Genomic DNA, 14685 nt, shown 5'->3' on the forward strand with positions numbered 1-14685 from the left:
TATGAAGAATCTCTGAAGTGGGCGCGGGCACACTCGGTGTGGTGGGGATTCAGTCCTGGGGAGGGGCAGTGGTGGAGCAGCGAGTTCGGGTGGCGGTGCAGGCCGGCGACAACCTCAGCACGGCGGGTCTCACGAGCTATCTCGCGAACCGGCCCGAGATCGTGCTCGTGGCGGCGGGGGAGCGGGCCACGGCGGACGTCGTGGTGGCGGCGGCCGGCACGCTCACCGAGGAGGTGGTGTCCTGCCTGCGTATCGCGGTGGCGGAGATGCCAGCCCCCGTGGTGCTGGTACTCGACGAGCTCGGCGAGACGAACGCCCTCGCCGTCGCGGAGTGCCGGATCGTGTCGATCCTGCCCCGGGCGACGGTGACCGGGGAGCAGGTGCTGCGTGGCGTGCTGGCCGCGGCGGCGGGCGGTGGGGTGCTGCCGCCGAACCTGGTGGCACAGCTGCTCGAGCACGTGCGGCGGCTACGACAGGAGCTGGCGGCGCCGGCCACCGAGAGCAGCAGGCTGACCGCCCGCGAGATCGACGTGCTGCGGCTGATGGCCGACGGGCTGGACACCGCGGAGATCGCCAGCACGCTGTCCTACTCGGAACGCGCCATCAAGAACGTCTTCTACGGGCTCACCGCGCGGCTCAACCTGCGCAACCGCCCGCACGCCGTCGCCTACGCCCTGCGGCGGGGCATGATCTAGGGCACGTCTGACGGATCTTCGCCCGCGCGGTCCGCGCCCGGGCGGCCCCTGGCGGCGTTGTCGCACCGGCCGAGTACGACCCGGTACGAGGCCGATGCTCCGCCTTGCCAGCGACCACCCGGATCACGAACCGCATCGACCAAGATCCGCCAGACGCGCCCTAGCTGGCCACGAACCGCTGCTTCGCGCGCCGGACGTCCCAGTGGGCGCCCAGCTCGTGGTGGCCGGCGAGGGCCCTCGCGAGCGCGTCCTCGGCCTCAGCGGCCCGCCCGACCCGGCGCAGCAGCACGGCGTGGTCCTCGAGGGTCTGCGTCAGCTCGTAGGTCCTGCCGACCGCTGCGTAGTGGTCGATCACCTGGCGCAGCCCGTCGGGGTCGTCGTCCAGCAGGCAGCGGCTGAGGCGCGCCGCGGCGGCCGCCCTCGCCGGGGTGGTCTCCCGGGCGGCCTCGAACTCGCACGCGGCCACTGCCGCCCGCGCGGTGACCATGTCGCCGTTGGCGAGTGACATCCGGACGAGGTCCGGCAACCACTGGTGACGCAAGGTCATCAGCGCGTGCTTCGTGTCCAGGAGGGTGCCGAGCACCGCGATGGCGTTGGACAGGTTTCCCTCGCGCCACTCCGCGAGCGCCCGCGCCGCCTGCAGGAAGTCGCAGTTCTCCCGGTCCGCCGCGGTCGCCATCGGCAGGTTCAGGCCCGCGTCGAGGTAGGTGTCGAGCCTGGCCGAGTCGTCGCGGTGCACCGCGATGAGCGCCCCCACCCCGTACATGAGCAGCTGCGGGCCGCCGCCCTCCCGCAGTCCGAACCCGGTGAACTCGGGATCGCCCAGCACGCCGTCGATCCTGCCCGTCGCGTCGTCCCACTGCCCGAGCCAGAAGTCGTGGACGGCGCCTGCGACCTGCAGACCGGCGATCGGATGGCTGTTCCCCGCGATCTCCAGCGCGAGCTCCAGGTCGGCCGTGGCCTCGTCGAGACGGTCGAGGCACTGCAACGTGAACATCCGGTTGTCCAGCAGCACCAGGCGCAGGTCGGTCAGGCTGAGGTCGGTGCCGACGACCGTCATCGCCTGGTCCAGGTAGCCCACCGCGGTGGCGTAGTCGCGGCGGACCGCGTCGACCTGCCAGAGGATCTCCAACGCCTGGGCCACGGCGAACCGGTCCGCCGCGCGCTCACCGAGCTCGATGGCCCGCCGAGCGGTGTCCGCGGCCACCTCCAGCTCGCCGACTCCCGACCGCTGCACCAGCGCGAGCAGCGAGGTCAGTCGGGCCCGCCACACGTCGGGTACGGCCGGGTCGCGCAGCGCGTCCTCGCACGCCGCCAGCGCCTCCTCGGCGCGGGAGGCTCGGTAGGGCACGTACGCCAGGATCCACCGGATCTTCGCGATCAGGTGCGGGTCGGTCAGCAGCGGCAGCGTCCGGCGCGCGTGCTCCTCGGCCACGGTGTCCCTGCCGATCCGGAACAACACGTGGGCGAGCTGCGCCTCCAGGCTCACCCGTTCGGCCTCGTCGGCCAGTCCGAGCACGCGTTCCAACAGCTCGACCGCGACGAGCGGCGCGCGGTAGATCAGCACCGGCACGGCCGTGCCGATCCAGCCGGCAGTCCACGGCTCGCACTGTCCGTCGGCGGCGAGCAGCTGCGCGGCGACGTGGTCAACCGGCGCCCCGGCGTCGGCGAGCGCCTTCGCCGCCTGCTGGTGCAGCGCGTTCCGGATGGCCACCGCCATGCCCTCGTACAGCGCCTGCCGCAGCACCGGGTGGCGGAAGACGAGCCGGTTACCCCCGTCCCGAAGCACGCTGGCCGCGATCGCCTCGTCGAACGGCCGCACGAGCTCCGTCGCCGGCCTACCGAGCACGATCGCCAGGTCACCGACCGAGAACTCGCCGCCGAGCAGCGCCGCCGACCGCAGCACCTCGAAGGTGGTGTCCGACAGGTAGCGGAGCCGACCGGTGACCGCCGACACCAGCGACTTCGGTGCCCGCGCCAGTGACTCGGGCGGGACCTCCGCCGTGTCCTGGCCGACAGCCACGGCCCGGTCGCGCAGCAAAGCGTCCGCGATCTCCCTGACGTACAGGGGGTTTCCGCCGGCGCGGGCGGTGACCCTGCGCAGGCGAGGACCCGGCGGCGCGCCGACCAGGTCGCTGACCAGGCTCGCCACGTCCGGTTCGGTCAGGGGTGCGAGGTGGAGCGCGACGCCGTCGCCGACGGAGACGTCCCGGCGCAGTCGGTCGACCTCGGCACGCCGCGGCACCGGCCGGGTCGCGCCGACCAGCAGCAGGGGACGGCGGGCCGCCTCGCCGACGAGCCGGTGCCACACCATCATGCTGGCCTCGTCCGCCCAGTGCAGGTCGTCCAGCACCAGGACCAGGGGACCTTCCGCGCACAGCGACCTCACCAGCGCGATCAACTGGTCGATGGCGCCGACGACCGGGTCCCCGGCCGCGACGATCGGCTGGCCCGGAAGGTCTTCGTGCAGTGCCGTCGCGATCGCCGCCCTGCGCGAGTCGAGTGAGTCGACCTCCACCGCGAGGGCGTCGAGCACGAGGCGCAACGGGAACCGCTGCCCGAGCTCGTCGGCGACCGCGTGTGCGATCTGGCATCCGGCCTGCTCGGCGCGTGCCAGTGCGGCGGCGAGCAACGCCGACTTGCCGATGCCCATCTCGCCCTCGACCCACAGACATCGCCCTCGGCCGGCTGCGACGTCCGCCACCAGGGCGTGAACCACGTCCAGCTCCGCCTCGCGTCCGACGAGCGCCGGCGCAACCCGGGTGCCGCCGGTGCCGACGGCCGGTCGGACCGGCGCCCGCAGTGCCGGGTCGTCGGCGAGGATCTGGTCGTGCAACCGCCGCAGCGACGCGCTCGGCTCGATTCCCAGCTCCTCGACCAGCGCCTCGCGCGCCTCGCGGTAGGTCGCCAGCGCTTCCGCGGTGCGCCCGCACCGATGCAGGGCCACCATCAGCAGCTCGCGCGGTCGTTCCCGCAGCGGGTGATCACGCACCAGTGCGGCCAGCTCGGCGACCAGGTCGGCATGCCGCCCCGCGGCGAGGCCGGCCTCGGCCCGCAGCTCCACCGTGGCGGTCCGCAGCTCCTCGAGCCGGGCCCGCTCGGCCTCGGCGAACGGGCCGGTGACCCCGGACAGCGCCTCGCCCTGCCACAACGCGAGCGCGTCGGCCAGTGTGCGCAGCGTGCCGTGCAGGTCACCGTCGGAGAACTGCCGTTGCGCGTGCTCTCGTAACCGCGCGAACTCGACCACGTCCGCCCGGTCGGGCTCGACCCGCAGGCGGTAGCCGCCGCCCACCGACGTGAGCACCTGTGGCGCGACACCCCGCGCCCGGTCCGGTTCGAGTGACTTGCGGAGCGCCGAGATATAGGTGTGCAGGTTGCCGGCTGCCGTCGCCGGGGCGTCGGCACCCCAGACCCCGTCGATCAGCTCGGCACGGGACACCACCGCGTTCTGCCGGGTCGCCAGCATCGCGAACACGGCACGGGGCCGGGACGAGCCGAGCGCCACCTCCTTTCCGCCGGACCATGCGCGTACCGCGCCGAGCAACTCCACTCGAAGGTCTGTCGCCACAAAGAAAAGATCGCATATCGCGTCGCCCGTGCTACGGACGGTGAGCGAACTGCCAGAGGATTTCCCACCATGTGAGCGCCTGGTGATCCTCTCACCCGGGGTGGCCCGGACCCCTGAGCCGAGGTGACCTCTGGGCACCAGGGAACTCGCCGAGGTGCGTAAGAAGAATCGGCAGCGTGAGATGGAGAACGAGATCCTGAAACGCGCTGCCGTCTACTTCGCTCGGGAGAACGGGGTCGCGTCACGGTCACACGGCGCCGAGGTCGATGGCGGCTTTGGCGAGGCTGAAGCCCTCCGGCGGGACGCCCTTGGGGTTGTTGAGCCAGTCGCCCCGGTCGCGGACGTGGAAGCGGGCCTCGTCCATGAGCAGCGAGACGTAGCAGCCGTAGTCGATGGCGAAGCCGTCGTACAGGGTGCCGGGATGGTGCGGGTCGGCGATGCCACGGCGGAGCAGGTGCAGCAGCCGCGCGTCGTGCAGGTCCTCGATGGTCCCGTCGCGCTGGCTGGCCAGCTGGTCGACGACGAAGGTGCGGGACCGGCGGTGGCCGACGACCTCGTCCACGAGCGCGCGCAGGGTCGTTTGCGCCGGTTCGTTGGACACGATCGTGGTCTGCTTGTCGCGTATGTACCAGTCCCGGGCGGCCCGGCGCACGTCCGCGACCCCGATCGGCTCGTCGTGGGCGTGCTGGGCGGCCAGGGCGGCGATGTTGATCGCGTCGCGGGGGACGCCCTCGGCGGCGCGGACCAGCTCGGTGAAGGCGTTGCGGCGGAAGGTCTCCTCGACGAAGGCGGCCGGGTCCGCCGGCGGGTCCTTGATCATCGAGGTGAGGCGGACCCATGCGTGGTTGTAGAACAGCTGCCCGAAGAACTCGCGTGCCCGTGTCCGGCCGTGGTCGAACGCCAGGATCTCGTCGAGGTTCACCGCCGATGCCGCGTCGGAGCCGACCTCGATCCCCAGGTAGTCGCCGGACCCGGCGGGTTGGGCGAACCGCGCCCGGCGCTCGATGGCGGCGATCTTGACGGTGACTCCGCCGATCGGCAGCACGCTGCGACGCAACAGGTCCGCGAGGAACGGCTGCAGGTCGCGGGGAATGCTGCTCCACTCGTCGAGCAGCAGCCACAGCCGCGCCGAGCCGAGCGAGCGGGTGATCCCGCGTAGCGCCCTGGTCAGGGGGCCGAACAGCACGTGGTGGTGCTCGACCCCCGTTCGGACCAGCCGGCTCGCCGCGGTCACCGAGCGTCGCTGGCTCGCCGTCAGCCGGGGTGAGCCGCCCACGTCCAGCCCGATCGCGGACTCGGCGGAGCCGCCGATCGTGGTCTCCCGCTCCACCTCGCCGACGACCCGCACCTCGGTCGCCGCCGCGGCCAGCGCGTCCAGGCTCTCCAGCAGGCCGGCGGCGTCGGCGACCTGCTGCTCGACGGCGACCGCGAGCAGTTCGTCGTGCACGGCTTCCAGCGTGTCGACCAGCAGCTGGGTGCCCCGCTCGCCCGGCGCCCGGGTGCTGTCGTCGTAGAGGCCACCGGCCGAGCCGATCGTCCGCAGGTCCAGGTAGATCGGCACGTCACCGGTGTCCACGAGCAAGTCGCTCAGGTACATCAGCGCGTGGGTCTTCCCGGTGCCACGCCGGCCGTAGAGGATCTGGTGGTCGCTTGAGTGCAACAGCGCCGCGAACGACCCGGCGGCGACGTAGGTCGCGGACAGTGTGGTGCGGTCAGAGCTCTCGGCCCGCCGCGGAATTCGGAGCAGGGCCTGGTTGAGGTGCTGGTGCCGCCTGGTCATCCCCTTCACACTGCCCCGCCGAGGAGTGCGCGGGCAGCCGCCAGCCGGGTGAGCCTGCGGGAGGTGCGAGGGCGCGGACCGGGCTGATCGTGAGGACGTCCTGGAGTTGACTCAGGCGATAGTGCAGCTCGACGCTCGCAGCGGTGACCGTGTTCGCTGGGAGGGTCACATCCTCCGCTAGGAAGCGAAACCCGCCGACGTAGGAGTTGGTCTGGAAACAATTGATCAGAGCGCGCTGTCCACCGACGTACAGGGTGGACGTGGCGTCGGGGATCCGCCGGAACGTGTGCGGGCTGGCGTGGAGCCCGGGGGCTCATTGCGGTAAGGCCGAAACCCGGTGTGGCGGCGAACCGGGTTCCGGCTGGCTGGTTGGGTCAGGCTGGCGACTGGATCCACTCGACATATCCCGGGATCTGGATCCGGGCCCGGGCGCGGTATGGACCTCCGTCGAGGAGGGTCGGGGAGGAACAGCTGTGGTACTCGCCGGATGCGACCGTCTTGACGCACGCGTTTCCGTAGTGGGTGGTGTTGCCGTCCAGCACGTCGACCCGGAGTGTCGCCTCGTACGGCAATCCGCTGATGTTCTTGATCCTAACGCGGCCGTGGTGGTACTTGTGGTCGTATCCGACGGCCGTCGACATGCACACGTTGGCGACGATCTCCCCGGTCAACTGGACCTCGCCGGTGCACTTCGGCGCCGGCTGCGGATCGGCGCTCGCCGCAGTCGTGGCGGTCATCAGGCAGCTGATGGCGGCCAGCAGTGCAAGACCGGCGCGCCGAAACATTGTGTTTCTCATGACGCTTATTGCACCTAGCCGCGGCCGGTCCGCCGAGAGTCATGGCGGCGGGCAAAGGGGCAATTCAATATGCCCAACGCCCGTGCTTGTTGCCCGGATCAGAGCGCGGTCGGGGCCGGCCGGCGACCACGCAGTGCCGGACCATCCGTGGGACACGACAGCGTGCGTGACCGCCGGCCCGGGCTTGACCCGAGACGCGATCACGCGAGAAGTTGGAGCGGGCTGGCGCTGCCGGTGCGACGACGTAGTGGACCGATGTGGGGGCGAGTGTCGACTTTCGGTGAGGTTCTCGTCCGGTTTCGGCGGCAGGCTGGGCTGACGCAGGAAGGGCTGGCCGAGGCATCCGGGTTGAGCGTGCGGGCGTTGCGGGACGTCGAGCGCGGTCGGACGCGGGCCGTGCAGCGGCGTTCGGCGGAGGCGTTGGCGGATGCGTTGGGGCTGGCCGGCACGGACCGGAACCTGTTCGTGTCCGCCGCTCGGGAGGGGCGCCGACGAACCGCGGAGTCCGGGACCCCGCCTGGGGAGTCCGAAACCGCGCCCGCGGAGTACACGGGCCTGCCGCTGGCGGTGCCTGATCTGGTCGGGCGCGACGACGAGTTGGCGTGGTTGTCCGAACTGGCGGCGACCGGCGGAACCGTTGCTGTGGTGGGACATCCCGGCGTGGGCAAGACGGCGCTGGCGCTGGCTGCCGCACGACGGCTGCGGTCGGCGTTCCCGGACGGATGCCTCTGGGTCGATCTGCGGGGCATGGACGAGCAGCCGGTGACCGTTCGTGCGGCACTCGACCGGCTGTTGCGGGCGTTGGGGGTGCCGTCGTCGGAGGACTCGTCCTCGGAGTCGGATCAGGTCGTGCTGTACCGGTCGGTCCTGGCCGGGCGCCGAACGCTGGTCGTGTTGGACAACGCGGCCGACGAGCTGCAGGTCCGTCCGTTGCTCGCGGCGACGCCCGGTTGTCTGACCCTGGTGACCTGCCGTCAGGTGCTGGCCGGGTTGGAGGGCGTGCGCTGGTTGTGGTTGGAGCCGCTCGCCGAGGGCGCGGCACTCGACCTGCTGGCCACGATCGTGGGCGAGGACCGGGTGACCGCGGAGCCCCGGGCGGCGGCGGAGTTGGCGGAGCTGTGCGGGAACCTGCCCCTGGCGGTGCGGATCGCGGGCAACCGGTTGGCGACCAGGCCGCGCTGGTCGCTTTCCTATCTGGTCGACCTGCTGGGCGACGAGCGCACCCGGCTCGGCTCGCTGTCCGCCGGGGACCTGCGGATGCGCCCGGTGTTCGAGATGTCGTACCGGCGGTTGCCGCCGACGGTGCGGCTGGTGTTCCGCCGGTTGGCGGCGGTGCCCGGCGTGGACTTCGGCGACGAGCTCGCCGCGGTCGCCACCGGCATGAGCGGCCCGGAGGTGCGGCTGTGCCTCGGCGAGCTCGCGGACGCCAGCCTGCTGCAAGCACGTCCGGCGGGCCGGTTCCAGTTTCACGACCTGCTTCGCCTGTTCGCGATCGAGCGTTGGGAGGCGGAGGAGGCGTCCGCCACTCGGGAGCAGGTGTCCGACGCCGTGCGCGGCCACCTGCTGAGCACGGCCACCGCCGCGGCCGACGCCTTCGCCCCGGCCGCGTCGCGCGGCGGCGTGTTCGGCTCGGACGCCGAGGCGGGCGAATGGCTGGCTCGGGAGGAGTCGAACTGGATCGCCGTGCACCGTGCGGCGGCCGGGGCCGGTGAGCACCGCCCGGTGGTGGAGCTGGCGACGGCGCTCGTCTGGTACGCCAACCACCGGTGGCTCGGACTGCCCTGGGTCGAGATCTTCGAACTCGGCGCGACCGCCGCGTCCGCGATCGGTGACCGGGCGGCCGAGGCGACGCTGCTGAACGACCTCGGGTGGGCCCTGGGCGTGTGCCTCGGTGATCGCGCGGCCTCACTGCGGACCCACCAGCAGGCGCTGGCCGCCGCGATCGAGTCGGGTGAGCGACGCGAGGAGACCGAGGCGTACGCGTTCATCGGAACGGCGTTGGAGTTCCTCGGCCGGCCGGAGGAGGCCCTCGAGTTCGCGCGGCAAGCCGCCGCGCGGGCCGAGGAGTTCGACTTCTGGCTGGTGCGGCTGTCCGTGTTGAACCGGCTCGCTTCCGTGCTGCACAGCCTGGGCCGGTACGAGGAGGCGCTCTCGGTGTACCACGACGTGCTCGCGGAGGCCGACCGGCAGCAGAGCGGAGCCTCACTCGAAACCCGGCGAATGATGGTGGCCTATGTCAAGGAGGGCGTCGGCGACTGCCTGGTCGCCCTTGGCAAGCTGCGCGAAGCCGCCGAGACGTTTCGGGAGACTCGGCGGACGCGCGTCGAGCTCGGCTCGGTCGGCAACGTGGCGGTCGCCGCGTTGAACGAGGGCAGGGCATGGCTGTTGGCGAAGGAGTACGAGCGGGCCCGAGAATGTCTGCACTACGCGTTGGACGCCTACGGCGATCTGGCGCCGAACGGGCGCGCGCAGGTGCTGGCCGAGCTGGCTCGGCTACCGGCGCAGTGATCCCCGCCGACATGCCGACGCTCTCAGATCAGGCCGAGGCGGATGGCATAGGCGACCGCGTGGGTTCTGTTGTGCAGGCCGAGCCGGGTGAGCAGGCTGTGCAACGTGTTCTTCACCGTCCGCTCGGAGTAGGACAGCTGCTGGGCGATCCGTCCGGTGTCCAGCCCGTCGGCGAGCAGCCGCAGCACGTCCGCCTCGCGGCAGGTCAAGCCGTTCAGTGACAGGTCGCGGGGGGCGAGGGTCTCCGCGTGCAGCCGGGAAAGCCCGCGCAGGAGGCTGCCGAGCTGCTCGGGCGGAACGTCGCCGCGACCGCGGCGGGCATCGGCGACCGCTCTCAGCAACCGCATTCCGGTCGCCTCCTCGCGCGGCACGAGCACCGCGAGGCCGCGTTCCACAGCCGCCCACAGCTCCACCATCCGAGGCTGGTCGGCGATCAGGACAAGCCGGCTGGTGTGGGTGGTCGGCATGTCGTGGAGGGCGGGCTCGGCGATGGCGACGACCACCTCGGCCGCCGTCAGGTCGTCGAGCAGCTCGATTCCCGGCTTCCCGGTCAGCTCGCTGCGCAGACCGGCGCGGACCAGCGGATCGGTCGCCTGCACGCACACGCGGGTGGCGCTGCGCGGCCGCGTGTCGGTCGAGCGGGGAGTCGGCCACGCTGTGACGGCTGTCATGGCTCAAGGAAACCGCTCGTCGTCGCGGAAGAGGAGGCGGAACGGGGGAAGGTTTTATGACACCTGTTTTCTGCCGGTCAGTTCTGCCGGTTAAATACGAACTGTGGATCAGTCTGCCGGGCCGGCGTCGTCCTTCGGTGAACTCCTCATCGCTCATCGGCGTGCGGCGGGGTTGACACAGGAGGGGTTGGCGGAGGCCTCGGGGCTGAGTGTGCGGGCGTTGCGCGATGTCGAGCGTGGTCGAACGCGTGCCGTCCAGCGGCGTTCGGCTGACGCGCTCGCGGCCGCGCTGGGCCTGGGATCGCCGGAACGAGATCTGTTCCTGGCCAGCGCACAGGAGGGCCGGCGCCGGTCGACCGGGCCGGAGAACGGGTCGGCGTCGGCGGAGCTGTCGATGCTGCCGCCCGTGGTTCCCGATCTGGTCGGGCGTGCTGACGTGCTGGCTGGCCTCCGACGGGCCGTGGGCAGCGGGGGAGTCGTCGCGGTGGTGGGACAGCCCGGGGTGGGGAAGACGACGGCAGCGGTGTGGATGGCGCATGAGCTGCGGTCGGCTTACCCGGACGGCTGCCTGTGGGTGGATCTGCGGGGGATGGACGGGCAGCCGCTCTCCGTCCGCGGCGCGTTGAAGCGCTTGTTGCAGGGCTTGGGCATACGACCATCGGACATCCCCGCGGCGGAGGCCGACCAGGTGGATCTCTACCGGTCGATGCTGGCGGGGCGGCGGGTACTGGTCGTGCTGGACAACGCCGCCGACGAGGTGCAGGTCCGGTCGTTGCTGGCGACCAGCTCCGGCAGTCTGACCCTGGTGACCTGCCGACAGGCGCTGGCGGGTCTGGAGGGGGTGCACTGGATCTGGTTGGAGCCGCTCGCCGAGGCGGCGGCGGTGGAGTTGCTGGCCAGGATCGCCGGCTCGGACCGGATCGGCGCGGAGCCGGCGGCGGCGCGGGAGCTGGTGGCGTTGTGCGGCTATCTGCCGCTCGCGGTGCGCATCGCGGGCAACCGGCTCGCGACCCGGCCACGCTGGTCGGTCGGGTACCTGGCGGGGTTGCTGCGCGACACGCGGACCCGGCTGGACTCGTTGTCGGTCGGGGATCTGCAGGTGCGATCCGCGTTCGAGATGTCCCACCGCCGGCTCTCGCCCGGGGCGCGCACGGTGTTCCGGCGTCTGGCAGCGGTGCCCGGCGCGAGCTTCGGGGTGGACCTGGCCGAGGTCGCCACCGGGATGGTCGGGCCACAGGTACGTGGGTATCTCGACGAGCTGGCGGACGCGAGCCTGCTGCAACCCGCGCCGACGGATCGCCGGTTCCAGTTCCACGACCTGCTCCGGCTGTTCGCGGCCGAGCGCTGGGAGATCGAGGAGCCGCCCGCCGAGCGGGAGCGGATGACCCGTGCCGTGCTGGAGTACCTGCTGAGCACGGCATCGGCGGCCGCGTTGATGTTCTTCCCGGAGGAGGTGCGGTCCGACCGGTTCGCGACGCCGGACGAGGCGGGCGAGTGGTTGCTGCGCGAGGAGTCGAGCTGGATCGCCGCGTACCGGGCGGCGGCGCGCCTGGGCTGGCACCGTGAGGTGCTGGAGCTGGCCAAGGCCATGCACTGGTTCTCCGACGTCCACTGGATGGGACTGCCGTGGGTCGAGATCTTCCAACGGGGCGTTGCCGCCGCCCACGCCCTCGGCGACCGACGTGCCGAGGCGAAGCTGCTGAACTTCGTCGGCTGGGCACAGAGCTTCTGCCACGTCGATCATGACGCCACGCTGGAGACGCACCGGCAGGCCCTGGCCGTCGCGGTCGAGACGGATGACCGCCTCGAGGAGGTATGGGCGTTCGCGTACATCGCCACGACGCTGACGAACCTGGGCAGGGCCGACGAGGCGCTGGAACACGCGCGACGGGCGTATGTGCTCGCCGAGAGCTTCGACTTCTGGTCCGTACGGCTTTCCGTGCACAACCGACTCGGGCGGGTTCTGTACGCGTCGGGCCGGTACGAGGAGGCATTGTCGGTGCATCGCGCGGCGCTCGCCGACGCCGAGCGGCACGCCGGCGAGGAGCTGTCGAAGACGCAGCGGAACATCGTGGCGTTCGTGCGGCTGTGTCTCGGCGACACCCTCGTCGGGCTGGGCGAATGGCGGCTGGCCGCGGAGACGTTCCAGGAGTCGCGGCGGATGTTCGACGACGCGGAGATCCCGATGACCGCGGCGATCGCCGCCTTGAGCGAAGCCGACGCGCGGCTTTCGGTCGGTGAGCGGGAACAGGCGCGGGAGTGCCTGCACCACGCTCTGGACTGCTACGGCGACGCGGTGCCGCTCGCCCAACGAGACCGGGTGTCCGCGCTGCGCTCGCGGCTCGCGGAGTGAGGTGTCGCGAGGTCTCGACCACGGCGGTTCCGGGCAGCCACACGAGCACCGCGGCCCCACGACCGGGAGAAGGCGCCTGGGTGTGTGCCACGCCGGTCAGCATGGGGCATCGGACGGGCCGGCGGCCGTGGAGGGGAACGGACGCGCACCGGACGTGCCCGTTGGCCCCGAAATGGCGTCCACCGACCGCCGGAACGGGGTAGGGAGGTAAGGGAGGCCGACCGAGAGGGCGACAAATGTCCACTGCGCACTGGCGGCGCCGCGGAACGGCGGTGATCGCGGACTTCCCACCCGAGCGTCGCCGCCACCTGTACTGGCATGTCGAGAGGTTCCGCATGATGCTCGCGGACGCCGAGACGTGGCAGCGGGCGCGGCACACCGGCTGCGGGGACCTGTTTCAGGAGCGGCGCGCGGCGCAGGCCCACGAGCGTGCCGTCGCCATCGTCGCTCGCCGGGGTCGTGCGTGCTCCGCCGGCTTCGGCGCCGTCCCGGTGGAGCGGGATGTGCTGCGGGAGATGGTGGACGCCGCGGACCGGCTCCTCGCCTCACTGCGGCACCACACGGGGACGGTCGTGCTCACCGGGCCGGAGCAGTTCAGCGCATGGATCTGGACGCTCTACGAGTGCGCCATGGACACCGCGCTCCACAACGGAATCCCCTGGTGCGGAGACGTCGCGGGCGATCGTCCGGAGCGATCGTGGGAGACCCAGCCCGAGCACCAACTCGTCGACTGGCTGCTGGAGTTGGTGGACGGCCTGATCGGCGTCGTCGGATTCCCGATGTAGTCGCCGCGCAGTGAGCCGCACGGAGAAAGCGGCGCGTCGAACCACATCGGTCAGCCGGACAAGTTCGTGAACATCGTGGAGCAGGGGGTGGACACCGAGCAGTGGACCGAGTCGACGGTGGCGCGGGTGTCGACACCGGATGGTGGGACGCTGATCGGGTCGCCGCACGCATGCACCGTCACGCCGTCAACCCTTCCGTGCCCGAAGCGCGCCGCGGCCCGGGCACGGCGTCACACGGTCTCGACCCAACCGCGCTTCTTCGCCCACCCGACCAGAGCCAGCCTGGTTCGCACGACGTCCCCCGCCGTGATGGTCGGCACTGCCGCGAGCAGCAGCTCGGTGACGTCGGTGAGGAACTCCCGCTCGGTCAGGACCTCGCAGAAGTCCGCGTCGCCGCCCTCCGGATGGGCATTGGCCGGGGCATGCGTCTGGGCCGGCGTCGACATCCGCGCGTACGTCGCCTTCGGGCCGCGGTCCCCCTCTTCGATCTCGAAGTCGACCCGGGCGCCAGGCACCAGGAGCCGCTTGTCGAAGGTGATGTCGTTGACGTGAAGGAACACGTCCTCGCCGCCGATGTCCGGCGCGACGAACCCATATCCCCGCGCTTCGTCGAAGCGGACAACTTTTCCACTGACCACGATTACCTCAATCCACCCACAACAACCACATCAATCGCGTTCCCACGACGCCCAGCGTCGGAAGTTCCCATCATAGCCACCGCATCCGACCTCCGCTCTCGGGCGGGCGGCTGACGCGCCTCCCGGCTCTGGTGAAAGCACCACACACTACGAAGGACGGACCCCGTGCACGCGGTGGTTCACCGCTCATCCACTGAGGACCCGCGCTACACCAGCCCGGCGCGTACGGCGTAGGCCACGGCGTGTGCGCGGGTGTTGAGGTTGTTTCGGGACATCAGCGCGTAGAGCACGTTCTTCACCGTTCGCTCCGAGTAGGAGAGGTTGGCGGCGATCTCGTCGGTGCCGAGCCCTTCCGCGAGCAACCGCAGGACATCCCGCTCGCGGGCCGCGATCCCGGACATGGTCAGACCGTTGGGCTCGAGCACCTCGCGCCGCAGGCGGTGGAGCTGGTCGATCAGGTCGCCCTGCACGCTGGGCGGGAGATGGGCGACACCCCGGTTCGCCGACAGCACGGCGGCCGCGAGCTGGTCGTGGTCGAGTTCGTGGCGGGGAAGGACCGTGGTGATGCCGCACTCGACCACCACGAGCGCGTTCACGGCGCGGAACCCGTCGGTGACCAGGACACACCGTGGCTCCGCCGTGGACTCGCGGCGAAGCGCACGCAGCCGGCTGAAGGTCGCGTCCGTCACGGCGTCCTCCACCACCACGAGGACGTCGGCGTTGGCGAGGTCGGGCTCGTCGAGCACGGTCAGCTGAGGGTGACGTTCCAGCACGCCGACCGTTCCGAGCCTGTTCAGCGGGTCCGACGAGTGGACGACGACCTTCACCGGCGTGGTGGTCGCCGCGCGCGGATCGCGGCGACGTTGCTCACGGCTCATACGGCAAGCATG

Annotated in this window: 11 protein-coding genes; 4 read left to right on the forward strand and 7 right to left on the reverse strand. The window is 71.4% G+C overall.

Features of this window, described 5'->3' with window-relative positions; translation table 11 throughout:
- Nucleotides 1–68: 68 nt before the first annotated feature.
- Nucleotides 69–695 (forward strand): helix-turn-helix transcriptional regulator, encoded by a 627-nt coding sequence (locus tag BU204_RS10385; RefSeq protein WP_075125405.1) that lies wholly within the window; start codon nucleotides 69–71, stop codon nucleotides 693–695.
- Nucleotides 696–855: 160 nt separating this feature from the next.
- Here the strand turns inward: BU204_RS10385 and BU204_RS10390 are convergent, their stop codons facing one another.
- The 3 genes from BU204_RS10390 to BU204_RS10400 form a co-directional block, all read right to left on the reverse strand.
- A complete protein-coding gene (locus tag BU204_RS10390) occupies nucleotides 856–4263 on the reverse strand; it encodes a BTAD domain-containing putative transcriptional regulator (RefSeq protein WP_075125406.1) in 3408 nt (1135 codons plus the stop codon).
- A gap of 247 nt (nucleotides 4264–4510) precedes the next feature.
- Entirely contained in the window at nucleotides 4511–6043 is a 1533-nt protein-coding gene (locus BU204_RS10395; RefSeq protein WP_075125407.1) for a hypothetical protein, read from the reverse strand.
- 374 nt (nucleotides 6044–6417) lie between these two features.
- Complete coding sequence (locus BU204_RS10400) at nucleotides 6418–6828, reverse strand: hypothetical protein (protein ID WP_075125408.1); 411 nt, start codon at nucleotides 6826–6828, stop codon at nucleotides 6418–6420.
- A 279-nt stretch (nucleotides 6829–7107) separates the two neighbouring features.
- Between BU204_RS10400 and BU204_RS10405 the strand changes: the two genes are divergently transcribed.
- Nucleotides 7108–9348 (forward strand): ATP-binding protein, encoded by a 2241-nt coding sequence (locus BU204_RS10405; RefSeq protein WP_233159965.1) that lies wholly within the window; start codon nucleotides 7108–7110, stop codon nucleotides 9346–9348.
- A 23-nt stretch (nucleotides 9349–9371) separates the two neighbouring features.
- On the opposite strand, the gene BU204_RS10410 is transcribed toward BU204_RS10405, so the two are convergent.
- The gene (locus BU204_RS10410) at nucleotides 9372–10019 is read right to left on the reverse strand and encodes a helix-turn-helix transcriptional regulator (protein WP_075125410.1); all 648 of its coding nucleotides are present in this window, start codon (nucleotides 10017–10019) and stop codon (nucleotides 9372–9374) included.
- Nucleotides 10020–10122: 103 nt separating this feature from the next.
- On the opposite strand from BU204_RS10410, the gene BU204_RS10415 reads away from it, so the two are divergent.
- Both BU204_RS10415 and BU204_RS10420 read left to right on the forward strand, forming a co-directional pair.
- Nucleotides 10123–12372, forward strand: a complete 2250-nt coding sequence (locus tag BU204_RS10415; protein ID WP_075125411.1) for a tetratricopeptide repeat protein — start codon at nucleotides 10123–10125, stop codon at nucleotides 12370–12372.
- A 236-nt stretch (nucleotides 12373–12608) separates the two neighbouring features.
- The gene (locus tag BU204_RS10420) at nucleotides 12609–13157 is read left to right on the forward strand and encodes a hypothetical protein (RefSeq protein WP_143229420.1); all 549 of its coding nucleotides are present in this window, start codon (nucleotides 12609–12611) and stop codon (nucleotides 13155–13157) included.
- Between the two features lie 50 nt (nucleotides 13158–13207).
- Here BU204_RS10420 and BU204_RS41885 read toward each other — a convergent pair whose 3' ends face one another.
- The 3 genes from BU204_RS41885 to BU204_RS10430 all read right to left on the reverse strand — a co-directional run bounded on the left by BU204_RS41885 (nucleotide 13208) and on the right by BU204_RS10430 (nucleotide 14673).
- The gene (locus BU204_RS41885; protein ID WP_269844636.1) at nucleotides 13208–13339 is read right to left on the reverse strand and encodes a hypothetical protein; all 132 of its coding nucleotides are present in this window, start codon (nucleotides 13337–13339) and stop codon (nucleotides 13208–13210) included.
- A 48-nt stretch (nucleotides 13340–13387) separates the two neighbouring features.
- A complete protein-coding gene (locus BU204_RS10425; protein ID WP_075125413.1) occupies nucleotides 13388–13795 on the reverse strand; it encodes a cold-shock protein in 408 nt (135 codons plus the stop codon).
- A 206-nt stretch (nucleotides 13796–14001) separates the two neighbouring features.
- A complete protein-coding gene (locus BU204_RS10430; protein ID WP_075125414.1) occupies nucleotides 14002–14673 on the reverse strand; it encodes a helix-turn-helix transcriptional regulator in 672 nt (223 codons plus the stop codon).
- Nucleotides 14674–14685: the final 12 nt, after the last annotated feature.

Source organism: Actinophytocola xanthii, from assembly GCF_001921205.1.
In the GTDB taxonomy this organism is placed as follows: Bacteria; Actinomycetota; Actinomycetes; order Mycobacteriales; family Pseudonocardiaceae; genus Actinophytocola; species Actinophytocola xanthii.

What these genes read in the sequence shown, in the direction of transcription:
- BU204_RS10395 (WP_075125407.1), bottom strand. Translation starts at nt 6,043, where the DNA reads ATGACCAGGCGGCACCAGCACCTCAACCAGGCCCTGCTCCGAATTCCG.
- BU204_RS10400 (WP_075125408.1), bottom strand. Translation starts at nt 6,828, where the DNA reads ATGTTTCGGCGCGCCGGTCTTGCACTGCTGGCCGCCATCAGCTGCCTG.
- BU204_RS10410 (WP_075125410.1), bottom strand. Translation starts at nt 10,019, where the DNA reads ATGACAGCCGTCACAGCGTGGCCGACTCCCCGCTCGACCGACACGCGG.
- BU204_RS10420 (WP_143229420.1), top strand. Translation starts at nt 12,609, where the DNA reads ATGTCCACTGCGCACTGGCGGCGCCGCGGAACGGCGGTGATCGCGGAC.
- BU204_RS10430 (WP_075125414.1), bottom strand. Translation starts at nt 14,673, where the DNA reads ATGAGCCGTGAGCAACGTCGCCGCGATCCGCGCGCGGCGACCACCACG.